This is a genomic window from Peptostreptococcus russellii, assembly GCF_003012055.1.
Taxonomy (GTDB): Bacteria; Bacillota; Clostridia; order Peptostreptococcales; family Peptostreptococcaceae; genus Peptostreptococcus; species Peptostreptococcus russellii.
On record NZ_JYGE01000005.1, the window covers coordinates 1 to 25,257 of the forward strand.

21 protein-coding genes, 9 tRNA genes, 2 rRNA genes and 1 riboswitch are annotated in these 25,257 nt (G+C 32.0%); of the genes, 11 read left to right on the top strand and 21 right to left on the bottom strand.

Annotation, left to right across the window (positions count from 1 at the left end; all coding sequences use genetic code 11):
- The 14 genes from UF10_RS05920 to tkt all read right to left on the bottom strand — a co-directional run.
- Nucleotides 1-361, bottom strand: a 16S ribosomal RNA gene (locus UF10_RS05920); the annotation flags it as partial.
- A 192-nt stretch (nucleotides 362-553) separates the two neighbouring features.
- Nucleotides 554-630: transfer RNA gene (locus UF10_RS05925), tRNA-Ile, on the bottom strand.
- A gap of 22 nt (nucleotides 631-652) precedes the next feature.
- A tRNA-Pro gene (locus UF10_RS05930) sits at nucleotides 653-729 on the bottom strand.
- 6 nt (nucleotides 730-735) lie between these two features.
- Nucleotides 736-828, bottom strand: a tRNA-Ser gene (locus tag UF10_RS05935).
- A gap of 29 nt (nucleotides 829-857) precedes the next feature.
- Nucleotides 858-946, bottom strand: a tRNA-Ser gene (locus UF10_RS05940).
- A gap of 4 nt (nucleotides 947-950) precedes the next feature.
- A tRNA-Lys gene (locus UF10_RS05945) sits at nucleotides 951-1,023 on the bottom strand.
- Between the two features lie 21 nt (nucleotides 1,024-1,044).
- A tRNA-Thr gene (locus UF10_RS05950) sits at nucleotides 1,045-1,120 on the bottom strand.
- Nucleotides 1,121-1,131: 11 nt separating this feature from the next.
- Nucleotides 1,132-1,207 (bottom strand) — tRNA-Val (locus tag UF10_RS05955).
- An 11-nt stretch (nucleotides 1,208-1,218) separates the two neighbouring features.
- Nucleotides 1,219-1,290 (bottom strand) — tRNA-Glu (locus tag UF10_RS05960).
- A gap of 8 nt (nucleotides 1,291-1,298) precedes the next feature.
- Nucleotides 1,299-1,370, bottom strand: a tRNA-Asn gene (locus tag UF10_RS05965).
- 3 nt (nucleotides 1,371-1,373) lie between these two features.
- Nucleotides 1,374-1,490, bottom strand: a 5S ribosomal RNA gene (rrf, locus tag UF10_RS05970).
- Between the two features lie 1,212 nt (nucleotides 1,491-2,702).
- Nucleotides 2,703-3,662: a hypothetical protein gene (locus UF10_RS05975; RefSeq protein ID WP_106776913.1), complete on the bottom strand. Its 960-nt coding sequence runs from the start codon at nucleotides 3,660-3,662 to the stop codon at nucleotides 2,703-2,705.
- A gap of 3 nt (nucleotides 3,663-3,665) precedes the next feature.
- Nucleotides 3,666-4,151, bottom strand: a complete 486-nt coding sequence (locus UF10_RS05980) for an RNA polymerase sigma factor (protein WP_106776914.1) — start codon at nucleotides 4,149-4,151, stop codon at nucleotides 3,666-3,668.
- Between the two features lie 391 nt (nucleotides 4,152-4,542).
- On the bottom strand, nucleotides 4,543-6,534 hold the full coding sequence (gene tkt / locus UF10_RS05985) for a transketolase (protein ID WP_106776915.1): 1,992 nt from the start codon (nucleotides 6,532-6,534) through the stop codon (nucleotides 4,543-4,545).
- A gap of 409 nt (nucleotides 6,535-6,943) precedes the next feature.
- Here tkt and UF10_RS05990 point away from each other — a divergent pair, with 409 nt between their 5' ends.
- Nucleotides 6,944-7,144, top strand: coding sequence for a hypothetical protein (locus tag UF10_RS05990; protein WP_106776916.1), 201 nt, complete (start codon nucleotides 6,944-6,946; stop codon nucleotides 7,142-7,144).
- A gap of 220 nt (nucleotides 7,145-7,364) precedes the next feature.
- Here UF10_RS05990 and UF10_RS05995 read toward each other — a convergent pair whose 3' ends face one another.
- From UF10_RS05995 to UF10_RS06025, 7 genes are all read right to left on the bottom strand, one after another.
- A complete protein-coding gene (locus UF10_RS05995; protein ID WP_106776917.1) occupies nucleotides 7,365-7,862 on the bottom strand; it encodes a gamma carbonic anhydrase family protein in 498 nt (165 codons plus the stop codon).
- Nucleotides 7,863-7,970: 108 nt separating this feature from the next.
- Complete coding sequence (locus tag UF10_RS06000; RefSeq protein WP_106776918.1) at nucleotides 7,971-8,777, bottom strand: energy-coupling factor ABC transporter ATP-binding protein; 807 nt, start codon at nucleotides 8,775-8,777, stop codon at nucleotides 7,971-7,973.
- Between the two features lie 132 nt (nucleotides 8,778-8,909).
- Nucleotides 8,910-9,752, bottom strand: a complete 843-nt coding sequence (gene cbiQ, locus UF10_RS06005) for a cobalt ECF transporter T component CbiQ (RefSeq protein ID WP_106776919.1) — start codon at nucleotides 9,750-9,752, stop codon at nucleotides 8,910-8,912.
- Nucleotides 9,753-9,764: 12 nt separating this feature from the next.
- Nucleotides 9,765-10,190 (bottom strand): energy-coupling factor ABC transporter substrate-binding protein, encoded by a 426-nt coding sequence (locus UF10_RS06010; protein ID WP_330403933.1) that lies wholly within the window; start codon nucleotides 10,188-10,190, stop codon nucleotides 9,765-9,767.
- A 2-nt stretch (nucleotides 10,191-10,192) separates the two neighbouring features.
- The gene (locus UF10_RS06015) at nucleotides 10,193-10,948 is read right to left on the bottom strand and encodes an energy-coupling factor ABC transporter permease (protein ID WP_106776920.1); all 756 of its coding nucleotides are present in this window, start codon (nucleotides 10,946-10,948) and stop codon (nucleotides 10,193-10,195) included.
- Between the two features lie 84 nt (nucleotides 10,949-11,032).
- Entirely contained in the window at nucleotides 11,033-11,908 is an 876-nt protein-coding gene (locus UF10_RS06020; RefSeq protein WP_106776921.1) for an alpha/beta hydrolase, read from the bottom strand.
- 230 nt (nucleotides 11,909-12,138) lie between these two features.
- Nucleotides 12,139-12,846 (bottom strand): DNA alkylation repair protein, encoded by a 708-nt coding sequence (locus tag UF10_RS06025; protein WP_207654579.1) that lies wholly within the window; start codon nucleotides 12,844-12,846, stop codon nucleotides 12,139-12,141.
- Nucleotides 12,847-13,207: 361 nt separating this feature from the next.
- A riboswitch (Lysine riboswitch) is annotated at nucleotides 13,208-13,381 on the top strand.
- A 379-nt stretch (nucleotides 13,382-13,760) separates the two neighbouring features.
- On the opposite strand from UF10_RS06025, the gene UF10_RS06030 reads away from it, so the two are divergent.
- The 10 genes from UF10_RS06030 to UF10_RS06075 all read left to right on the top strand — a co-directional run bounded on the left by UF10_RS06030 (nucleotide 13,761) and on the right by UF10_RS06075 (nucleotide 25,235).
- A complete protein-coding gene (locus tag UF10_RS06030) occupies nucleotides 13,761-14,966 on the top strand; it encodes an aspartate kinase (protein WP_106776922.1) in 1,206 nt (401 codons plus the stop codon).
- Nucleotides 14,967-15,188: 222 nt separating this feature from the next.
- Nucleotides 15,189-16,172, top strand: coding sequence for an aspartate-semialdehyde dehydrogenase (locus tag UF10_RS06035; protein WP_106776923.1), 984 nt, complete (start codon nucleotides 15,189-15,191; stop codon nucleotides 16,170-16,172).
- 60 nt (nucleotides 16,173-16,232) lie between these two features.
- Nucleotides 16,233-17,129: a 4-hydroxy-tetrahydrodipicolinate synthase gene (dapA, locus tag UF10_RS06040; RefSeq protein ID WP_106776924.1), complete on the top strand. Its 897-nt coding sequence runs from the start codon at nucleotides 16,233-16,235 to the stop codon at nucleotides 17,127-17,129.
- Nucleotides 17,130-17,358: 229 nt separating this feature from the next.
- On the top strand, nucleotides 17,359-18,090 hold the full coding sequence (dapB, locus tag UF10_RS06045) for a 4-hydroxy-tetrahydrodipicolinate reductase (protein WP_106776925.1): 732 nt from the start codon (nucleotides 17,359-17,361) through the stop codon (nucleotides 18,088-18,090).
- A gap of 160 nt (nucleotides 18,091-18,250) precedes the next feature.
- Nucleotides 18,251-18,970, top strand: coding sequence for a 2,3,4,5-tetrahydropyridine-2,6-dicarboxylate N-acetyltransferase (dapD, locus tag UF10_RS06050; protein ID WP_106776926.1), 720 nt, complete (start codon nucleotides 18,251-18,253; stop codon nucleotides 18,968-18,970).
- 19 nt (nucleotides 18,971-18,989) lie between these two features.
- On the top strand, nucleotides 18,990-20,138 hold the full coding sequence (locus tag UF10_RS06055) for a M20 metallopeptidase family protein (protein WP_106776927.1): 1,149 nt from the start codon (nucleotides 18,990-18,992) through the stop codon (nucleotides 20,136-20,138).
- Nucleotides 20,139-20,187: 49 nt separating this feature from the next.
- A complete protein-coding gene (locus UF10_RS06060) occupies nucleotides 20,188-21,285 on the top strand; it encodes an alanine racemase (RefSeq protein WP_106776928.1) in 1,098 nt (365 codons plus the stop codon).
- 62 nt (nucleotides 21,286-21,347) lie between these two features.
- Nucleotides 21,348-22,643 (top strand): diaminopimelate decarboxylase, encoded by a 1,296-nt coding sequence (gene lysA / locus UF10_RS06065; RefSeq protein WP_106776929.1) that lies wholly within the window; start codon nucleotides 21,348-21,350, stop codon nucleotides 22,641-22,643.
- A gap of 314 nt (nucleotides 22,644-22,957) precedes the next feature.
- Nucleotides 22,958-24,313, top strand: a complete 1,356-nt coding sequence (locus UF10_RS06070; protein ID WP_106776930.1) for an MATE family efflux transporter — start codon at nucleotides 22,958-22,960, stop codon at nucleotides 24,311-24,313.
- Nucleotides 24,314-24,566: 253 nt separating this feature from the next.
- Entirely contained in the window at nucleotides 24,567-25,235 is a 669-nt protein-coding gene (locus tag UF10_RS06075; protein WP_106776931.1) for a YoaK family protein, read from the top strand.
- Nucleotides 25,236-25,257: the final 22 nt, after the last annotated feature.

Consider the following 25,257-nt stretch of genomic DNA (forward strand, 5'->3'; position numbering starts at 1 on the left):
CTGCTGCCTCCCGTAGGAGTTTGGACCGTGTCTCAGTTCCAATGTGGCCGATCACCCTCTCAGGTCGGCTACTGATCGTGGCCTTGGTAGGCTTTTACCCCACCAACTAGCTAATCAGACGCGGGTCCATCCTATACCGCTAACGCTTTGATACACCGAAGATGCCATCAGTGTACGTTATCATGTATTAGTATGCTTTTCAGCATGTTATCCATGTGTATAGGGCAGGTTACCCACGCGTTACTCACCCGTCCGCCGCTCAGTCTTCTTTGGTGCAAGCACCAAAGGGACCGCGCTCGACTTGCATGTGTTAAGCACGCCGCCAGCGTTCATCCTGAGCCAGGATCAAACTCTCGTTAAAAAATTTGTCTGCTCAGATAATTATCTCGAAATATCTGGCTTGGTTTGTTTGTGGTTTAAACAAGTTTGCTTGTTTAAACAATGTTAATTTCAAATGCTTTATTTAAAAAGCTTTATTGAATTAACCTGCTGTTCAATTTTCAAAGTTCATTGCTTCATATTTTAAATCATTTTAATGGGTAATCCCTTAAAATGGTGGACCATCAGGGACTCGAACCCCAGACCTACCGGTTATGAGCCGGGCGCTCTAACCAACTGAGCTAATGGTCCTAATTAATGTTATTAAATAAAATGGTCGAGGTGAAGGGACTCGAACCCCCGGCCCCATGGTCCCAAACCACGTGCGCTACCAAACTGCGCTACACCTCGTCCATATGGCGGAGAAGGAGGGATTCGAACCCTCGCACCGGTTAATTCCAGCCTAATCCCTTAGCAGGGGATCCTCTTGAGCCACTTGAGTACTTCTCCACGATATATAAATTGTTTTTTTATCAAAATGGCGGAGAGGGTGGGATTCGAACCCACGGTGCCGTAAAGCATCACTGGTTTTCAAGACCAGCTCCTTAAACCACTCGGACACCTCTCCGTAATGATCCATCCGCGATTCGAACGCGGGACACCTTGATTAAAAGTCAAGTGCTCTACCTACTGAGCTAATGGACCGTATTATATTAATTTTCCCTCTGGAGCTGGTGATAGGACTTGAACCTACAACCTGCTGATTACAAGTCAGCTGCTCTACCAATTGAGCCACACCAGCATGTTTATTATTGGTGGGAGTAACAGGGCTCGAACCTGTGACCCCCTGCTTGTAAGGCAGATGCTCTCCCAGCTGAGCTATACTCCCACAATAAAAAGTGACTCCTAGGGGAATCGAACCCCTGTTACCGCCGTGAAAGGGCGGTGTCTTAACCGCTTGACCAAGGAGCCAAGTAAAGCTCCAAGGGTGGGGCTCGAACCCACAGCCTACCGGTTAACAGCCGGTTGCTCCACCATTGAGCTACCTTGGAATAACGTGGCTACGTCCTACTCTCCCAGGCAGTTTCCCACCAAGTACCTTTGGCGCTAGAGAGCTTAACTTCTGTGTTCGGTATGGGAACAGGTGTATCCTCTCTGCTATAATAACCACATTACTTTTTTACTTTACTTTGCTTGCTTTAAGTTTTTGTTTTGCCCTGTCTCTCAAGGACAAGTATTATATTATCATAATAGTATTTAGGAGTCAACACTTTTTATAAAGTTTTTTTATTTTTTTTGTTTTTTTTCTAAAATACGAACTTCAATCCTTAATTTCACTTTATCCATACACTTATTAGCGAATATTTTGCTATATATTCACTTTTTTGTACTTATAACGCTTTATGAACGAACTATATTAAATGTGATATTTTTTTATATTTTTTTCTAAAACATGTCTTTTTCATGCAATTACTTCGTTTTTTATACATTATTCAGCTTATTTTTTGATAAATTATTTTTGATAATATGAATATTAGCGAGTTTTTACATAAAAGAAATCCATCTATTCTATAAATACAAGACTGATTTTCATATAGAGTATAAAACTCCATCTCTCATTCTCATGGATCTAACTCTATTTCTTAATAGATTTAACTTTATAATCTACTAACTTATCTTTAAATGTTCTCTTTACTTCTCTACTATCTTACTTCTCTATTAACTATTATAGTAAATAACTCTTCACTTGTAAAATCCTATTTCATTTACCCAGCATTATAACTCATAGTATGCCCTTGTATCTATCTTTAATTAAATAGTCACTTCCTAATAAATTATCTATTATTAAATGGCAAAGCTTCTATATATGTTTTTTAAAAATATATTTAAAAAGCACCTGATGAAAATAATCCTTCAAATCAAATGCTCTTTATTAATCTTATATCTACTTGCTCTTTATATCTTGATTTCTTTGTAACTTATATACTTATTATATATCTTATTCCTTATACACTCATTCTCTATATAACTATTCTCTATATAACTATTCTCTATATAACTATTCTCTATATATTTACTCTATATATTTACTCTATATATTTCTACTCTATATATCTTCATAGCTTATATACTTACTATATATCTTATTCCTTATACGCTCATTCTCTATTTGCTATTTTTTATATAACTACTCTTTATATACACATTCTTTACATAATTATTCTTTATAGAGCTACTACTTGTTCTATATGTATTCCTTCTCTTATACAACTAGCCTATATATACTTCTATAATGTAATTCTTATAGAAGAGTCTGATTCTCTTTATATATACTTACTATTCTTTCTATAGAGCTCCCTTTAAAGTATATTTCTTCTCTTTACTTACTCTAAACTCTGAGAAAGTTTAACTAATTCATCATTTCTGTACTTTGAATACTTTCCATTGATACCAATAAACATATCTCCAGTATCTACATCTATTAGATAAGAGTTGTACAGTATTCCCTTACTTCCCTGTATATCTACATACTTAAGATTTTCCCCTGAAGTTTCATAAGCAGTCTCTTCAGATGCAAGCCTTTCATTTATAGTTATCATATCCTTACCTTTGCTTTGATATACCGTAGCATATTCCTTGCTGATTTTACCAGTCTTTTTATCCTTCATTACTTCAATTTTATCTATCTTAAATCCTCTTAAAACTTTTGGTTTGAAAGCCAGTACTTTTTCTGCCTCTTCTACTGTCTTATAATTTACATATTCTACTGTATCTTTTTCTTCTTCTCTATAGTTACCTTCTCCATCTATAGGTAGAGAAGTTATCTTTTCTCCATTTTCATCATATAAAGTTTTCATTGCACCATTTAATTTCTTTACTTGATTTCCGTCCTTATCAAATACCTTACCATCAAGTTCCTTTGGAAGTGTCATCTCTATCTCAGAAGGATCAACATCACAAGTTTCTTCTAATATTGTCAATCTACCAGACTTATATTCCTTTGTTACTGTAAAAAAGTCCTTACCTATTGTTAGTGAAGAGCCTAAACCAACAACTAATACTAATGCTGCTACTGAAGCTGCCCAATATTTTTTCTTTTTAACTTTCTTTTTAGAATCCTTTCTAGATAAAAAATGTATTTTTTTGTCCTGATCTTTTCTATTAAGTTCATTATTTTTCATTGTTTCTTCCTCATTTTCTTGATTTTTAATATTTTCTTTTACTCTTGCCTTTATTCTAGCCTTTGTTTCTTCATCTGGAGTAAACTCATCTTCAATAGTTGATTTTATAAAGTTTTCTAACTCCTGATCAAATAACTGGTCTATTTTATTTTTTTTATCCATTTTTTAACCCTCCAGTTCTTTTTGTAATTTTTTTATACTTCTAAATAAAACTACTCCTACATTCGAGCTTGATATCTCCATTAGCTCTGCAATATCTGTATTTTTTAGCCCTGCTCCATACTTGTAACTCACGACTCTTCTTTCATTTTCATTTAATTTATTTATTGCATCTATGAGTTTCTTATTTTTAAACTTATTCTCAAGAGCTAATTCTGGTGTCTCCGCTTCATCTTTTAACTCTGCTATACTATCTATGGCGACAGTTTTTATCTTCTTTTTTCTATAAAATGAAGCGAGTTCATTTCTAGCTATTGTGAAAATCCAAGTATCCAAACTAGCCTTATCTGAAGAATACTTTTCTATATTTTTATATACTTTTTCAAATACTTCAACTGTTATATCCTCAGAATCCATATCATTCATTGTTTTCATCTTTATAAATCTATATACCCTAGGGAAATACTGATCATAAATTTCATCAAAGCCCATAATTCACCTCCATATATCTTTTGTATTTAATAGTACTATTAATAGCTTCTCACATATATATACGTATATTTTCCTATTTCATTAACAGATTTTCTATTTTTTTATAATATATTTTTATAGATCAATAAAAATCATTCGACATAATAGTATTATATCCATTAAAGAGTATGGATGTTTTATAATTACAATACTTTCTATAAAAACTTCATATTAGCTTTTATAGCAACTTTCTTAATAACTTTTTTATTAGCTTTTCATATTAATAAGAAATATACTTTTATACTAGAATAAACAATATGGCCTAGTAAATTTATTGACTATATTTAAATAAAAAAAGAGATACTGTAAACAGTACCTCTTTGCTTTAAATATCTATTCTTTTATTTTTTAACTACTTTAATACTCTCTTTGCAGTTTCTAAAACATTTTCTACAGTGAAACCAAAATGCTTGAATAGTTCTCCAGCTGGAGCAGATGCACCAAATGAAGTCATTCCTACTACTTCTCCGTCAAGTCCTATATACTTGAACCAAGGCATAGTTGCTCCTGCTTCTATAGCTACTCTTGCTCTTACAGAAGAAGGTAATACAGTTTCCTTGTATGCAGCATCCTGAGCATCAAATATGCTCATACATGGTACAGATACTACTCTTACTGACTTTCCTGCCTTTTCTAATTCTGCCTTAGCATTTACAGCTAGTTCTACTTCTGAACCTGATGCCATAAGTATTAGATCTATATTATTCTTATTAGAAGCTTCTTCAAGTATATATCCACCCTTGAATGCATCCTGAGAAGATCCCTCTAACTGTGGTAGGTTCTGTCTAGTAAGAACTATTGCAGTTGGAGTTGCTTCAGACTTCATAGCACTTGCCCAAGCTACAGCAGTTTCAGTATAGTCTGCTGGTCTAAATACATTTAAGTTAGGTATAGATCTAAGCATTGAAAGCTGTTCTACTGGTTCATGAGTAGGACCATCTTCACCAACACCTATACTATCATGAGTAAGTACATAAGCAACTGGTAGACCCATAAGTGCTGCTAGTCTTATCATTGGTTTCATAAAATCACTGAATACGAAGAATGTTGCACAGAATGGCTTTAATCCTCCATGTAAGTATATACCATTAGTAATAGCAGTCATAGCCATTTCTCTAACACCAAAGTGAATATTTCTTCCTGATCTATCGTCTACAGAGAAGAATCCTTCACCCTTCATTTCAGTCTTGTTAGATGGTGCCAAGTCAGCAGATCCACCTACCATATTTGGACAAATATCCTTTAATTTATTTATTAGATCTCCAGATACTGCTCTTGTAGCCATTGCCTTGTCTTCATGAGCCCAGTATTCCTTTGAATCCATTATTTTACTTTCATCAAACTCACCAAAGAATAGATCCCATTTCTTCTTTTCTTCTGGGAACTTATTTGCATATTCTGCAAACATCTTATTCCATTCTTCTTCCTTCTTAGCATTTTCTTCTGCTATAGAATTATAGTGATCATATATATCTTCTTCAACTTCGAAAGCAGTTTCACTTTCCCAGCCTAAAGATTTTCTTAATTCTTTTATATTTTCTTCACCTAGAGGTTCACCGTGAGCTGAAGCCTTACCAACCTTAGCTGGACAACCATAACCTATCTGAGTCTTGCATATTATGATAGATGGTCTTTCATGATCAGCCTTAGCAGCTTCTATTGCCTTAGAAATTGCTTCTAAATCATTTCCATCTTCTACAGTCTGTACCTGGAATCCAAAAGCATCAAATCTCTTTGCTACATCTTCTGTGAAAGCTGCTTCAGTATCTCCTTCTATAGTAATATTATTTGAATCATAAAGTACAACTAACTTGTCTAACTTTAATGTTCCTGCTAAAGAAAGTGCTTCATAAGAAATACCTTCCATTAGACAACCATCACCAGTTAAAGCATAAGTATAGTGATCAACTACAGGATATCCTTCCTTGTTAAACTCGCTAGCTAGATGAGCTTCTGCCATTGCTATACCTACTGCAGTAGATACACCTGCTCCTAGTGGTCCAGTTGTAGATTCTACACCTATTGTGTGCTTGTACTCAGGATGTCCTGGAGTAAGCGAACCAAACTGTCTAAAGCTTTTTAGTTCATCTATTGTCATTCCCTCATATCCAAACATATGAAGTAATGAGTACAATAATGCAGATCCGTGACCTGCAGATAATATAAATCTATCTCTATTTTCCCAGTTTGGGTTCTTTGGATTGTGGTTCATATGGTTTGCCCATAGTTCATATGCAGCTGGTGCAGCACCTAAAGGTAGTCCAGGGTGTCCTGAATTTGCCTTTTGTATCTGATCAGCAGATAAAATTCTCAAAGCATTTACAGCCTTTTGATTGATGTTCATTAAAAATTCCTCCTAATAATATAACTTGCTCTAGTATTAGATTTTCCAACATTAATATTGAATTACCTTCATCAGCATATTATGAAAATTATTTGCATTTTCAAAGATTGCTGGAATATCACCATTTATATGATACTACATTTTTCACTTTTCTGAAACAAGTATTTCAATTTATTCCCTTTTTTATGACATTTTCACCCTATTACTAACTTTTTTTATTATTTATTACATATATTAACATTATTTCCTATTTTTTTATAAAATATATATCTTATTCTTTTCATAAAAATAACAATATAATACTTTCTTTTTCATGTTAAAATAGTATAATGTAGTAATTAATAGAAATTAAGAAAGGAGGAAGACCTCTTCCATCCAGAAAATTTCTGGGGAACGGTTAAATTTCAATATGAGCAAAGAAGAAAAGAAAGTTTCAACAAAGAAAAACCATTGGGTTTTAAAGTTTTTAGTTTTTTCCCTAGTTTTACTCGTAATTGCAATCTTTGGCGGAAAATCAAACTCTACTCTACCTAATATCATTGGAGGAATTTATGTAGTAGCAGGAATAGCTTGGTTTTACAAAAATACAAAACCGCTTAAAGAAGCTTAAAAATAATATTAATAAAGCTTAAAAAGAGCTCTGCATATGCAGGGCTCTTTTTAAGCTTTTTATATCTGTAGATTATCTTTTCAATTATTTCTAATATTATATTTTATTCTAGCCTTTATTTTATCTTCTATTATTACTTTCACTAGCAAAAACTCTTTTTTATTATGATATTTTATATATCTAAACTCATCAATAAAAAATAATAATAAACTACTACTTTTTAATAATAGTCCTTCATCAAGGACACATAGCTAAGTGCATTTTCTTTTATTCCATTAATTTCTTCTTGAGTCAACTTTCTAACTGCCTTGGCAGGAGATCCTATAATCATACTTCCTGATTCAAACTTTTTATTTCCAGTTATCAAAGCTCCTGCTCCTATAATACAATTGTCAGCTATTACAGCATCATCCAATATTATAGCTCCCATTCCAACCAAAACATTATTACCTATAGTCGCACCGTGAACAATAGCCCCGTGTCCAATTGATACATATTCACCTATCTCCGTATTTGAGTATCCATGTAAAATAGCACCATCTTGAACATTACTAGCCTTTCCTATTTTTATAAATCTTCCTTCATCTCCTCTTAAAGAAGCGCTTGGCCATACACTTACCTCTTCATCCAACTCTACATAGCCTATTACACTAGATGCAATATCAACATAACTTGATTTTGCTATTTTAGGTCTTTTATCCTTATAATTTCTAATCATTTTTTCCTCCTACTTTTATAATGTTCTATATTTTATTTTTTAACTTCTATCTTATCTATCACTTCAATATTATCAAAATTTATAGCTTATAAAATTAATTAATCTTAGCTACAATATTTCTTCTATGGTCTTTGGTAAAGGATTCATATTCAATTTCTTTCCAACAGAATACAATATCGGCATATCTATACTATACTTTGATAGCATTTCTTCTTTCTCAAAGAAGTCTTCTGTATTACAATCTATTATAATCTTACCCCTATCCATCAATATTACTCTTTGTGACCATCTCCATACAAAATTTATATCATGAGTTGATACAAGCAAGGCTATATTTTTATCAGACAAGTTGTTTAAACTTTCTTCTAGCTCTCTAGAACTTTTCATATCTAAGCTTGCCATAGGTTCATCAAATAGTATTATCTCTGGATTCATAGAAAGTATAGATGCAATTGTTACTTTTTTTTGCTCCCCACCAGATAAATATTGAGTTGCCCTATCTCTATAATCTAGTATTCCAAGTGTTTCCATTGATTTTTCTACCCTATTTTTTACCTCATCTAAGGAAAGATCCAAGTTCATAGGACCAAAACTGATTTCTTCATAAACATTAGAGGCTATTATTTGATCATTGGGATTTTGAAATACAATCCCCACAACTTCTCTTAACTTATTTATTTCAGAGCGTTTATTAGAAAGTTTTTTATTTTTTAGATAGATATTGCCAGAGCTAATCTTATTTATCATATTAGATACAAGAAATAAACTACTCTTTCCTGATCCATTTTCCCCTATTATAGCTACTTTTTCACCGCTATATAAGCTTAAAGATATATCATCTATGGCCATCTTTTTTTTATCATAAGTAAATTTTACATTTTCTAGCCTTAAAATTTCTTCCCTGACTTCTTTCATATCTATCCACCTCCATATTTATACACTTTATATTTTACTATATATTAGCCATCTTTTGTAAAGTAAAACAAAAAACAATAGCCATGATTATGACTATTGTTTTTCTTCAATATTATTTATTAAGCTATTTTTTTAATTTCTATAAATTTTATCATCTTTCAAAAAACTAATTTCACCTTTATAAGACCTTGACTCCATAGAATCAAACATCTTTGAAGAAGATAAGTAGCTTCTTCTCAATAAATTTGAATATAGCTTGGCAGTTGTTTTAATACTTCTTTTATAATCTATATAGCCCAATCTACTTTTTGCAGATAACTTCATGCTTATATACATATTATAAATAATAAATATACACCTATATATTAAATACATTAAGTCAATAAAAATGTTTGGCAATCTAAAGCTCTTCATAGAGTATATTATTTCTGACATAGGAGTTGTAAGGCTTAGTATATAAAGTGAACTCACAGCACCAAATGACTTGGCAAGTATAAGTCTTGACTGAAGCTGAGACTTGCTGGAAATGCCTATATAAGAATTAAAAAACTTCCAACTCAGTATATCTGGTCTAAACTCAGAGTAATTGAAGAGAATTGCCAATACTCCTATAAATATAAAAGCTGTTGGTATGGATATATAGCTTATATAACTTTTCAAATCCATTCCACCTAGCACTACTACTATAAAAGCGGATATTAAAAAGCAAGCTAGACCAATATACGGCTTATTTGACAGTAAACAAAGTAATATTAAAGTAAAAGATATAAGCATTTTAATTTTACTACTAGATCTAGATAGCTTACTCTCTCTTGATACACGATCTATGGATAAAAAAGAGCTATCCGACGAGCGAGGATATATTGCAATTAGCAAAAATATAAATATAGATATAGCTGGTAGATAAGCCGTCATTATATACTTATAAAACATTCCAAATATCGTGATTGATGCTATTATAGCTATAAAAAACATATCAATTACCTGCTATCTGGAATATTTTTTTCTAGCTACTAGATATCCAAATACATAGGCAACTATAGCTACACCTATTCCCGTTTGTACACAAAATAGTAGGCTTTCAATTTCACCAGGTATTTCTCCACCTATTAGGTCTTCCATTATAGGTGTAAACCAAGGTTCATAATCTTCTCCCTTTATTTCTGTTACTACTTCGCTACCTGCATCGTCACTACCGCCAAATTCAGCACCTTTCAATGCAAATAAAGGAAATATAGAAATAACTAAAACTAATACAATTAGAGCAAATACTAATTTTTTATTACTTTTTTTATTTGACTTATCCATAGATTCAAGAGATTTATTTTCTTCTTTTTCTGATTTTAATTTGTTTTTATCCACATAATCCACATTTTTATCATTATCTTTTTTCAAGTCCTTAAAATCTGTCACTTCTACACCTCCCCATAGTAATTTAACTCTTCAAGCTCTGCTACCGCATAGCTTTCAAGTCCTATAATAATCAAAACTGTCAATATTCCTTCTATTATAGCAAGTGGCACTTGAGTTGGTGCAAATACAGCTAAAAACTTTACCATACTAGCTCCTACTCCGCCAGTTGGACTTGGATATGCTATTGCAAGTTGTATTGCTGTTACACAATAAGTTAATAAATCACCTAGAGCCGCTGCTATAAAAATATTTAATTTTTTATTTATTTTTAGTTTTTTACCTAGATTATAAAGTAAATATACTACTATAGGTCCTGCTATTGCCATACTAAATGTGTTAGCTCCCAAAGTAGTCAATCCACCGTGTGCCAGTAGTATTGCCTGAAATATTAATACAATAATTCCTAATACACTACTAGATGCAACACCAAATAAAATTGCAGCCAAACCTGTTCCTGTCATATGGCTACAACTACCTGTTACAGAAGGTATCTTTAAAGATGAAAGCACAAATATAAAGGCTCCTGACATAGCAAGAATCATAAGAGTTTTTGGTGAGTTATTTACAGTTTTTTTGATGTTTATTACCCCCAACACCAAAAATGGTAGACATATAGCCCCCCATACAAAGCAGTGAGCTACAGGAAGATATCCCTCCATTATATGCATTGCAGAAGAATCGACCGCCATACATACAAAAAAAGAAAGTACTAAAGATGAAAAAAGAAAACTTTTTTCAGTTTTTGAATAATTATTCATTTTTTCCCCCCTAAAACATTAATATAATAAAAAGGACTATATAGCTATATAGTCCTTTTTATTATATCTTATTTTAAATTATAATTATATGTTTTTCTCTATAAAGCTCTTAAAGTTAGCTAAATACTTTTCTCTTTGTTTGTTTAAAGAACTACAATGACCATCATTTTCCATAATCTCTAAAGTTACCATTTCAGGATTTAAATCATATAGTTTAACACTTTCAGTATAAGGAATTAAATGATCCCCTCTACCATGCATTATTAAAATTGGTATTTTGGAATTCTTTACACTTTTAGATGGGTTTACTAACTCTAAAGTTAGGCCTGATACTTTTTCCATAGTCTTAAATATTATAGCTTGGAAAGGGTACTTCGGCAAATTCGTCCATACACCAAGATTAATAGCCAAATAATCCTTTAAGTTTGAAAACGGGCTATCACATATTGCGCCTGCGATATCCTTTCTTTCACCAGCTACAAGAGCTGTTGTAGCTGCCCCCATTGATATACCATATATAAATATAGCTGCTTTTGACTTTGTTTTAGCAAAATCTATTGCTCTATTAAGGTCCTTACTTTCTCTATATCCACAAGTTACACAATTTCCCTCCGAAACTCCACTTCCAGAAAAGTCAAATGTCAAAAGATTTCCTCCTAAGTTATGAATTTCAAGCATTATATTATACAAATTCATTGTTGGGCTTTCTCTGTTTTCTAGATATCCGTGTGAATAAACCACCGTAAATCTATCCTTTTCAGAAGGAATATACCAACCCTTTATCTTATTGCCCTCAGAAGTAAATTCAATATCCTCAAAATCTAGCTCTAATGCTTCTTTAGGATCCGTAACTATAGGAGCCCTCTCAGGCTTTGTCATCTTATAGCCAACATAGATAGACACTGCTATAACAAATACCGCCACTATTACCAATACCAATAAAATTACCTTTAAAGCCATAAATATCACCCCTCTAAATATTTTCTCTAAAGTAGAGATTTTAATATAAATTCACAAGTCTATAAATCTATAAATCTACAAATCCATATTAATTTATACTTATATTTTAGCATACTTCCTCTGTTTTTAGTTCCCTTTCTAACCAATTTATTTAGTTTTTATTTAATATTTTCTCAAAATATATCTTTTTTAATAGCCTATCTTTTTAATAGCCTATCTTTTTTAAGAATCTACTTAATCTTAAACTTTTTCAGATACTCTTTTGTGCTATCTTCTACTCTTCTACTTTCTACAGCCTTTTGAATAGACTTATTTTGCACAAATTTATCTAGAGTTTTACTTTCTATAAGAGCGATTGTTTCTTCATATTGCTTAATAATTGCATAGCTGTAATACCAAGCAATAGCCATATTAATATAGTATTCATCACTTTTAATTGAAGCTATCAAATCCAAGTGTCCCTTATCAAAATTTTCATCAAGATAATTACTCATCAAAGTCACAATAGCAAATCTGACTGTATAACTATGATCTGATTCTAGCCATTTTAGTATTTTACTATATATTAAATCTGGATATTTTTTGAAGATTTTTGGAGAAAAGCTATCACATATTGCCCAATTATCAATATAAGGCAGCAACTTTTCAGTCTTATCCATAAGTTTATCTATGTCTTTTTCTTTATTCAAAATATGTATATGAAGGCTATACTCCTCTAAGTATTTATGTGGCAATTCATTTATGAACTCCTCACAAATATCCATACTAGAAATTTCTTTAGCAAACTTCTTAATGTCTGGACTTCTTACTCCTATAATCTTTTCTTTATCTACTGTGGGCAGGAGTTTGGAGTGAAAATCTCTATATTTAAGATCCTGCATCTCATACAATCTTTCTAAAATAAATTCATTTACCTTTTTATCATCCTTATTTTCCATAGAAACCTCCTCATTTATTATATATCTCATTCTAACATACTTAATTGTCTATTAAAAAGTAAGGTCTTACTTATTAAATATTTTTATATTTATTTAAGCTGTATTTTTTACAAATTATAATTTATCTGCTATTTTTAGAATATTTTTTACTTTTATTCTATTTTCTCGAATATTATTTTAATAAGTTTTCTTTTATATTTACAGTTTTTTATTAGCTTGTTTACATTTTATTGTTTTTTTTATTATACTTTTTCTGTTTATTTTTACTGTATTGATTATTATTATTGTTTAATTTTAAGTCTTCTAAAAATTATCACTTTACAAATATCTAGTCTTGACGTATAATAATATTCAACTTAATAAATAGGGTAGAGGCGCAATTGACATCAGTAGTTTTGTACAATGTAAGCAAGCAGTAGAAAACGAAAGGGGATATTGCCGAAAGTATATAAATTTTGCTTGATTTATATTCTTGGAATATCTGTTAATAGCAGGTGTTTTGTCATTATTTGTGTAATGGAGAGCTAACCACATATCGATTTATTTATATGGATATTTCGGACAAATGTAGGCTTTCTGCATTTGTCTTTTTTAGTATATAGTACTAAATTGAACTAAATGTGGATTATTCGCTCAGTGTTTAAAGCATTGCTTTAAATATTCCAATCATACTGAAATTATACACTTATGGAGGGCTAACCACATTTGATTTTTCCGAATACACATTCTTTCGGCAAATGTAGCCTTCTACATTTGCTTTTCTATTTATTATTTCATTAAAACTGTTGTTTAAAAATTAAAGTAATAAGATTTTCTAAAAGAATCTACAATTTTTATACAGAATTTTTTGAATCAATATAATTATTTTAATTTTCATATCAATAGCTAAATATAAATTCATTTAGGAGGAATACATGAGTAAAGTTACAGTTTTAAAGTTTGGTGGTACTTCTGTAGGTACTATCGAAAAAATTAAAGAAATTTCACTATATTTAAAGTCAAGAACTCAAAGTGATGAAAAATTAATAGTCGTAGTCTCTGCTATGGGGAAAACTACAGACTCTCTTCTTGGACAGGCTGCAGAAATAACCTCAAATCCAGATGTTAGAGAACTAGACACTTTGTTGGCTGTTGGCGAACAAAACACTATTTCTTTAATGGCTATCAATCTAAATCACATAGGTGTTGCTGCCCGTTCTTTAACAGGAATGCAGGCAGGAATAAAAACCTTTGGAAAACACACCAAAAGTAAAATTGCAGATATTAACTCAGATTTCTTGTTAGAACAGTTAGATGAATTTGATGTATTAGTAATAGCAGGCTTCCAAGGTTTCAATGAAAACCAAGAAATCACCACTTTAGGAAGAGGTGGTTCAGATACAAGTGCAGTAGCCCTTGCCTCTGCAATTGGAGCTCCTTGCGAAATCTATACTGATGTCACTGGTGTATTTGGAACAGATCCTAGATTATATCCAGATGCAAAACAGTTGAGGCAAGTCAGTTATGAGGAGATGCTGGAGCTATCTGCTTTAGGAGCTGGAGTACTTGAAACAAGATGCGTTGAAATAGCTAAAAACTATCACGTACCTATATATATAGCAAAAACATTATCAGAAACGAAAGGAACTTGGATTATGGAAAATACAGATTTATTAGAAAAGAAGGTAGTTACAGGAGTCGCACTAGATAAGAATATTTTGCATGTAACACTTACATGTGAAGACTGTTCATCAAACTTTGTAGAAGAGCTCTTCAATCAACTAGATGAAGAGGGCGTAAATATAGATATGATAAGTCAAGTGGTATTTGACAGAATGATTAATATTTCATTTACATGTAAAAAAACTGATGAACATTTTCTAAATACAGTAATTAACAACTTATCTAATGGCTTCCCTACTATCAAGAAACATATTCGCGATAATTGTTCGAAAGTTTCAATAGTGGGTTCAGGAATGAGAGATGTAAGTGGTGTTGCTGCAAGAGCTTTCAGACTTCTTTGCAAGCACAATATTACTTTCTACCAAGTTACTACTTCTGAAATTTCAATATCATATGCTATTGATGAAGATCTATCAGAGGAAGCTGTTAGACTTTTATGTTCAGAGTTTAATATATAAATATAAAAGAATATTCTAGTTTAAATAAATATAAAATATATAAGCTATTTCTAACTATATATCCAAAAAGTTGGAAAGCTAATCATATAAATAATAACTTCGATAAATTCTATTTAAAACACACTACTATATAAATTGAATTTAGAGGATTTTAAAAAGAAATAAAATGTAAGTATAAAATAAGGAAAATACAATAAATATAAATTTTTAGGAGGAAAAGAAATGGCAATTTTTGCAATAGTTGGAGCAACAGGTGTAGTAGGAACAAAGATGATAGAACGTCTAGCAGAAAGCAATCTGCAGGTGGATAAAATATATATGATGGCATCTTCTAGATCAGCAGGAAAAGTACTTAGATTTAGAGGAGAAGATGTTGTAGTTGAAGAGTTAAATGAGCATTCTTTTGATAAAGATATTGACTATGCCCTATTTTCAGCAGGTGGATCTACTTCTCTACAATATGCAGAGATCGCCGAAAAAAATGGTGTAATAGTAATAGATAATTCAAGTGCTTGGAGAATGGACCCTGAAATAGATTTAATAGTTCCAGAGTGTAACACTCCAACTCTTAATAGAAAAATAATCGCTAATCCAAACTGTTCAACAATACAATCAGTAGTTCCACTAAAACCATTAAATGACAGATTTGGTATAGAAAGAATTACATATACTACTTATCAGGCTGTATCTGGCTCTGGTCAAGGCGGTATAGATGATTTACTGAATGGACAAAGAGGTGAAGCTCCTAAGAAGTATCCTCACCCAATATACAACAATGTTTTACCTCATATAGACTCATTTCTGGAAAATGGATATACAAAAGAGGAAATGAAAATGATTGATGAAACTAAAAAAATCCTATCTCTTGGAGATGATGTAAATATTACGGCTACTTGTGTTCGTGTACCAGTAATCAACTCTCATGCAGTAGAGATCGATGTAAGCTTTAAAAAAGACGCTTCACTAGAAGAAGTTAGAGATATTCTAAAAAATGCACCGGGTGTAGTCTTAGTTGACAATCCAGAAAATAATGAATATCCAATACCAACAGAAGTTACAGGACATGATGAAGTATATGTAGGAAGAATTAGAAAAGATATCTCAAGACCTAGAAGCTTTCATATCTGGTGTGTAGCAGATAATATAAGAAAGGGTGCTGCGAGTAATGCAGTTCAGATAGCAGAACTTCTAGAATCAAACAGATAATAAATCAAATTCAAAAATATTAATTTATATATAATTATAAGATAATTGGAGGTAATTAAAATGACAAACTTATTTAGAGGAGTAGCAACAGCACTAGCAACGACAATGATGGAAGATGGATCGATTGACTTTGATTCCTATGAAAGATTAGTAAATTTCCAATTGGAAAATGGTATAAATGCACTTATAGTTTCAGGTACTACTGGAGAAGGTTCTACACTTACAATGGATGAAAAAATAGAACTTTTAAAGCTGGCTTTAAGAGCGAGAGGCGATCAGTATGACTGCCCTATTATACTTGGAACTGGTTCTAACAATACTTCAGCTACTATAGAAAATACAAGATTGGCCAAGGAAAATGGTGCAGACGCAGCACTTATAGTTACACCTTACTACAATAAAACAAGTCAAAGGGGATTAATTGCTCACTACTTTGCAATTGCAGATGCTGTAGATATACCTATTATCTTATATAATGTACCAGGACGTACAGGTATGACAATCCAGCCAGAAACAGTGGTTGAACTAGCTAAGCACCCAAATATAATTGCTTTAAAGGATGCTACTGGAGATATGACTTACCTTGAAACTTTAAGAGGATTACTTGGTGAAAATAGCGACTTCTCTATATATAGTGGAGATGACCCAACATTCTTTGATTTTCTTATACACGGTGGTGACGGCATCATTAGCGTAGTAACAAACTGTTTGCCAGAAGCATTTGTTCGTGAATATAAATTATTTTTAGATGGCGATATTGTTGGAGCTAGAAATCTACAAAGTGAAATAAATCCATTCATTAAATCTCTATTCTCTGATGTTAGCCCTACTCCAGTTAAGGCTGTATTAAAAGAAATGGGAATTGGTGATGAGTTCTTTAGATTGCCTCTAATAGCTACTACTGAAGAAGTTAGAAGTAATGTAATAAAACTGTATAATCAAGCTAAAAATATATAATAAGTAGTAAAAATTTTAAATTATCTTAATCTATTTTAACTATAAGCGAGCTTTTAAAGTTTGAATAATTATTTCTTATTCTCTTATTTTAAATAGATTAATCAGTCAAAATAATCAGAAAATATAGATTAAGTTAAGAAATTAGAATATAATACATAATAGGGAGTATATAGCTTCTATGAATTCATAGGAGCTATATTATCTATTATGCATTTACAAGGAGGAAGTTATGAATATAATTTTAAGTGGATACGGAACTATGGGAAAAGTAGTTGAATCTCTAGCTATAGAAAGAGGAATTTCTATAGTAGGTATTTTCTCTCAGATAGAAGTTGAAAATTCACCCTATCCTGTATATAACTCAGTAGATGCTATATCCGATGCAGATGTAATTATAGATTTTTCTCATCCAAATATTACAGCTGAATTATTAAAGGGTGCACATATACATAAAACTCCTATAGTAGTTGCTACTACAGGAGCTAGAGATAAGCTTCAAGATTTAATGGACGAGGCTGCCAAGGAAGTTCCAATCTTTTTCAGTGCTAATATGAGTTATGGTGTACATGTTTTTACAGAAGCTCTTAAGTTTCTTACTCCCCTACTATCAGACTCTTATGATATAGAAATTCTAGAAAGACATCACAATAAAAAGGTTGATGCTCCAAGTGGAACTGCAATCAAACTCTTAGAAGCAATACAGTCTGTTGATGATGAATACTACCCTATATTTGACAGATCTCAGTCAGAACACAAAAGAGATTCAAAAGAAATTGGTATGAGTGCCATAAGAGGTGGAACTATAGTTGGAGAACACGAGGTCTTATTTGCAGGAACTGATGAAGTAATAGAAATTACACACAGAGCCCAATCCAAGAAAATTTTTGCAGATGGAGCTTTAAAGGCTGGAGAAAAAATAATGAATAAGCCAGCAGGTTTTTATACATTCAATAATCTCTAGTTATATCATTTAAAATCTCTAAATAGAAATTTTAATAGCATTTATATAAATTCAAAGCACTATGTATTAAAGTGCTAAAATAGAAAAATACATAAACTAGCTAGAGATCATGAGAAGTTTCAGCAAAATATAAATATAAAATAAGGAAAGAGGAAAATATATGACAAAAGAATTTTTAACATCGGAAGAAATAATTAATTATATAGCTACATCAAAGAAGATTACACCAGTAAAGGTGTATATAAAGGGAAATTTACACAATATGGATTTTCCAGAAGGTGTTCAGGATTTTGGAGATAATGTTTCAAAAGTCTTATTCACTGACTTAAATACTTGGAAATCTATACTAGAAGAAAACAAAGAAAAAATAGATGATTATGTTGTAGAAAATGATAGAAGAAACAGTGCAATCCCACTGATGGATCTTTCACAGGTAAATGCAAGAATAGAACCAGGAGCATTTATTCGTGAGCATGCAGTAATTAAAGACAATGCAGTTGTAATGATGGGAGCTGTTATAAACATTGGGGCCGTTGTAGGAGAAGGAACAATGATAGATATGGGTGCTATACTAGGTGGTAGAGCCACAACTGGTAAAAATGTCCATGTTGGAGCTGGTGCAGTACTTGCAGGAGTAATAGAGCCAGCAAATGCAAACCCAGTAGTTGTAGAGGATAATGTATTAATCGGTGCAAACGCAGTAATCCTAGAAGGTGTAAGAATTGGTGCTGGATCTGTAGTTGCAGCTGGATCTATAGTTACAAAGGATGTGCCTGCAGGAAGTGTTGTTGCAGGAGTTCCTGGCAAAGTAATCAAGCAAACTAATGATGTTGCCAGCGAAAAAATAAGCATAATAGATGCACTTAGAATACTAGAATAATAAATAGAAAGGTAAAAATATGCAGAATACTACTTTAGAAGAACTTAAAAGCTGGAGACGACATCTTCACTCAAATCCAGAGCTATCAAAGCAAGAATTTGAAACTACAAAATATATCCGAGAAGAACTAGAAAGTATGGGACTTGAATATGAAACTCCCCTTCCTACAGCAACAATAGCAAAAATAAAGGGAAAGGGAGATAAGTATATAATATTGAGGGCGGATATAGATGCACTTCCTATAAATGAGCAAAACGATATAGATTTTAAATCAAATAACAATGGTGTAATGCACGCTTGCGGTCATGATGCTCATACTACGATGCTTCTTGGTGCTGTGAAAGAGCTTCTTGCTCTATCTAAAGATAATAAATTGAATATCAATATTTTGGCAGTATTTCAGCCTTCTGAGGAATCTTTTGGCGGTGCAAATCTACTGATATATAAATATGATTTCGATAAATATGATATAGACTCTGCATATGCTCTTCATATAAATCCAGACTTCAAAGAGGGAACTATAGCATCTAGAGTGGGTCCTATAATGGCTAGTTGCAATGAGTTTGATGTAAATATAAAAGGAAAGTCCGCACATGTTGGAATAAGAGAAACTGGAATAAATGCTATAAATGCATCAATTCAAGTTTATAATCAGTTTCAAACTATCCCTACTTATGACTTAGATTCTAAACATACCAATATTGTTCATATAGGCTATATGAAAGTGGGAGAAGTTATGAACTCAGTAGCTGAAAACGGACACCTCGAGGGAACTATACGTAGCTATAATATGAATGATATAGAAATAATTAAAGATAGAATGAAAAAAATATGCAAGGGAGTATCTATTTCTACAGGATGCCTAGTTGATCTTGTTTTAAGAGAAGGTTACCCTGCTGTATTAAATTCCGATAGATTAATTGGGCTAGCACAAGCCGCTGCTAAAAAGTCAGATGCAGAATTTATCTTGATAGAAGAACCCTACCTCTTGGGAGAGGATTTTTCATTCTTTTCCAAGCTAACAGAAATTAATTATTCCTTTATTGGTATAAGAAACGAAAGTCTGGGATATACTAGTGGACTTCATACCCCTACTCTAATGTTAAGAGAGGAAGCACTCGTATACGGAGTTGATTATCTCGTAGAAATAGCATTGTCTTTTAAATAAAGTTTGCTATACAAATATAATTATCTATGTAGATTAGAAAGGATGTTTTATGAAGAACGCAAAATTAAAATTAGATTTAAATGCCTTATATAATAATGCAAAATATGTATTAGATCAAACAGACGGAGGTGTCATAGCAACTGTAAAAAATGATGCCTTTCACTTTGGACTTCAAAGAGCTATAGATACATTCTACTCAGCAGGAATCAGAGCATTTGCTACTACCTCCCTGAGAGATGCAATCAGAATAAGAAAGATGTATTCTGATATATTTATACTTCTTTTAAATCCAAGCACTGAATTTGAGCTATTAAGAGAATATAATCTTAGCTCTACTATGCCAGGACTTTCTTGGATTAAAGAACACAAAGATGATTTATACGGTATAAACTGGCATCTAGAATGGGCTGGTTGTATGAGAAGATCTGGCTGCAAAACTGAGGATGAATACCTTGAAAGCTTAAAATTTGCAAAAGAAAACAATATAAGCATTGAGGGTATATGGACTCATTTTGCTTGGGCAGATGTATTTAATGAAGAAAATATCTATGAAAGAGAAAAAAATAGATGGCTAAAAATACAGAAAAAAGCGTGCGAGCTATATGATTTTAAGTATGTTCATGCACAAAACAGTGCTTCTTTCTGTAGAGACTCTAAATTTGAAGGTCATAGCCATGTGAGAGTCGGAATTATTTTATACGGTTGCCCAGGATATGAAGGTTGGGACTATAAGGGCAAAATTCAAAATGCAGTAGAACTTTCAGCAAGTGTTGTCTCCATAAATAAGCTTGAGCCAGGTGAATCTATTGGTTACTGCGCCTCATATATAGCTGACCCAAATAAAGACTGCCCTACATCTGTGGCAGTAATTAATATAGGATATGGAGATGGTCTTTTGAGAACTAGAATAAATGGTCATACTACAGAAATAAATAACAAAAGATATAATCTTGTATCACTTATGATGAGTCACACTGTTGCAGTAGTTGATGAAAATGTTAAGATAGGAGATACTGCTTACTTCTATAGTGATAGCATACCTGTATTTGAATTTACATACAAAGGTGTGGGAACTAATTCCGAACAAATTTCACATCTAAACTTTGAAACACTAGACCTTGAATATATAGAAATAAAAGAAATATAAAACTATTAGTGTAGCTTTTAATAAGTTTAATTTTAAGCCTATACTTTGAGAAAGGATTTAATATGCAATTACACGGAACAGCTAAAATAGGAAGTGATGGACATCTAAATATTGGAGGTGTAGACTGTATTTCCTTAGTAGAAAAATACTCTACTCCCCTATTTGTCTATGATGAAGAATTAATAAGAAAACAGTGTAGAAGATTTCATTCAATACTAGAAAACTCAGGGCTGGACTATCATATATCATATGCTTCTAAAGCTTTTATTTGTAAGTATTTACTTAAGATTATGAGCGAAGAAAATATGGGCTTGGACGTAGTTTCTGCAGGTGAACTTTACAATGCAATTGCTGCAGATTTTGACCCTAAAAAGATTCATTTTCATGGAAATAATAAAACTGAAGACGAAATTCTTATGGCTTTAAATGAAAATATTGGATGTTTTGTAATAGATAGCTTTGATGAAATAGAAAGACTAAATACTTTAGCAAAAAAGATGTCTAAAACTCCAAATTGTTTACTAAGAGTTACTCCCGGTGTTGAGGCTCATACACATGACTTTATCACTACAGGTAATACAGACTCTAAATTCGGCCTAAATATTGACAATGGACAAGCCTTTGATGCCATAGAAAAAATACTGGGCAAAGATAATCTAAATTTACTAGGTGTCCATTTTCATATAGGATCTCAAATTTTTGGAACAGAGGGTACTAGAGCTGCAATTGAAAAAGTATTTGCTTGGTTTTCTAAAATCAAAGTAGAGTTAAACTTCACTCCAAGTGTATTAAATATTGGTGGAGGATTCGGAATAAGATATACAGAAGAAGATATTTCCTACCCTATCGAAACGGCTCTTGAAGAAATAATAGATAGGCTAAAGTCTTCATCTTTAAAGCATTCCATTGATATACCACAGCTTTGGCTGGAACCTGGTAGATCTATAATTGGAGAGTCAGGATCTACTTTATATACTGTTGGCACTATAAAGGATATTCCAAATGTCAGAAAATATGTATCAATAGATGGAGGAATGAGCGATCATATTAGAACGGCTCTTTACGATGCAAAGTATGAGGTCGCTCTAGCAAATAAAATGTCTGATGAAAATACAGACTTAGTAACTATAGCTGGTAAATGCTGTGAATCTGGAGATATGATTGCCTATGATGTCAAGATTCCTTCAGTAAGTATAGGAGATATAGCTGTTGTAAGCTGCACTGGAGCCTATCATTATTCTATGGCTTCAAACTATAACCAAATGACAAAGCCAGCAGTAGTATTTGTAAATAAAGGCTTAGATCATTTGGCAATAAGAAGAGAAAGTCTAGATGATTTAATTAAAAATCAATTATAAGGGATTAAAAAAGTAGAAATTTTTATATATTTTTTATAAACTTATCTAGTCTGCTAAAATTAGGCTTTTTAACTTGATTTTACCTAAAAATTAAGTTATCATACACTATTTTCTATTAAAATCGAGATAAAACTATCTCGATTTTTTGTTTTAATTCTTTTTAATATTCTATATTTATATGTTTTTAATTTAATATATATAAATATACAAAAATATTGCTATTAATTGTTGACATTTCTAACTTTTATCATTAAACTCTTAAGAGTTGGCTTTTTTTATGCCAAAAATTTAATATTTTAGAAAGGGGTTTTTAAATGGAATTTAATAGAAAAAACTTTTATAAATCATTGTTTTTTTTATGTATACCAATAATTGTTCAAAATTTGATTTCGACACTTGTAAATATGGTTGATACCGTAATGATTAGTTCACTAGGCTCAGCTGCAATTGCTGCTGTTGGTATAGCAAATCAATTTTTCTTCCTATATAATATGGCACTTTCAGGTATAGCCAGTGGTGCGACAGTCTTTATATCTCAGTTTTTCGGGAAAAACGACAAGGAAAGTATAAAAAAAATAGCAGGTTTTACCACTCTTATTTCTTTAGGATTTGGTATTTTATTTGCATTAATTGCAAAGCTTGCACCTCATATTTTAGTCGGGATATTCTCAAAGGATCCACTAGTTGTCAATCCTGCAATAGATTATTTTAATACTATTGCCTACGCATATCCTCTAATAGCTATTTCAATGGCTCTTAGTATGTGCTCTAGAGCTGTAAGAAGACCTTTTTTAGGTATGGCTGCTAGTTCAATTGCACTTATAGTAAACATTATTCTTAACTACGGATTGATACTTGGTAACCTAGGAATGCCTGCCTTGGGAGTAACAGGTGCTGCTGTAGCTACTTGTGCAGCAAGAATTGTTGAAATTATTATAGTAGTTGGTTATATATTTGTAATAGAAAAGAATCATATTCTTAAATTTAAAATCAAACATATTAGAAGTATTACAAAAGAATTTTTAAATCAATTCTTAGAAAAGTCTATTCCTATATTTTTAAATGAATTTGTATGGGCTGTTGGAACAATAGCCTACACTGTTGCCTATTCACTAGCTGGAACAGAGGCGATCGCTTCTGGTCAGATAGCAGGTACTACTTCAAATCTATTTTTATTGATATCAATTTGTATAGCAAACGGTGGTGCAATTATGATTGGTATAGAACTTGGTTCAGGAAGAATAGATATGGCTATAAAATATGCTAAAAAGCTTGGTATATTAATCTTCATAGCTGGTTTAGCTATGGGCGGAGTGTTGATTTTATCAATACCAGGTCTAATCAAGCTATTCCATATATCTGCTACACAGATACCTGTTATGAGAAAGGTATTTATAGTAATTGGATCACTTATGGCTCTAAAGTCATTAAATACATTTGCTATTATCTCAGTACTTAGAAGTGGTGGGGATGCTCACTTTGCTATGGTAGTAGAGATAGTAGGAATGTGGCTTTGCTCTATACCAATTACATTCTACGGTGCTGCTCATGGATATGAAATGTGGATATTGGTATTATTTACTCACTTTGAAGAGTTTGTAAAACTATTTACAATAATGCCTAGAGTTATTAGTAAAAAATGGGCTAGAAATATTGTAGATACTATGTAATTTTTCACTTTACTAATAAAAATATAAAGGCCCCTAGATAATTATCTATCTAGGCGGTCTTTTTAATTTGCTTAATAATACTTTTAAAACTCGCTCTTTTACTTGCCCTATCCACTTACTTTGAAAAGTTGTTTTTTGCTATAATTAGTAATATAATATAATCAATATACATTTAGATTTATATTACTTTTATTAGTGAAATACAGAGTGTGTAATTTGCTAGTAAGTTATAATAAAGCAAAGAAGGTTTTTTATGTTTGGAAAAATTAAACAAATGTCAGAATCAATGATAATCGCCATAATTCTTGCACTTGGTGGTGGTTTTCGTGATGCCTACTCTTATAATTGCCGTGGACAGGTCTTTGCAAATGCTCAAACAGGTAACTTAGTTCTGCTAAGCCAAAGTATAGCAAAGAAAGATCCTGCCCTAGTTTTTAAATATATTCTACCCGTTTTCGCATTTTTTATTGGAGTTTATCTTACTGAGGCTATCAAAAAATCTTGCAGGGATTTTCATATTATACATTGGAGGCAGATTATAGCACTAATGGAGGTACTTATGCTTGTAGCTGTAGGCTTTATGCCTGAAAGTATGAATCACCTAGCTAATGTAACTATCTCGCTTACTTGTGCTATGCAGGTTCAAAGTTTTAGAAAATTCCATGGTGTTAGTATGGCTACTACTATGTGCACAGGTAATCTAAGAAGTGCAACAGAGCTTTTAAGTTCCTATCATTTTACTGCTGATAAAGAAAAAAGAACTAAAAGTAGATATTATTATTTTGTAATTTTAATATTTGGTATCGGAGCAGCATGCGGAGCTTTTGCATCTGATTTATGGGGAGCACAATCAATTTGGATTGATGCCTTTATTATGATGATTGGCTTTATCCTTATGTTTAAAGAAGAAACTAAGTGGTAAAATAAAAAGAGAGAATCTATAG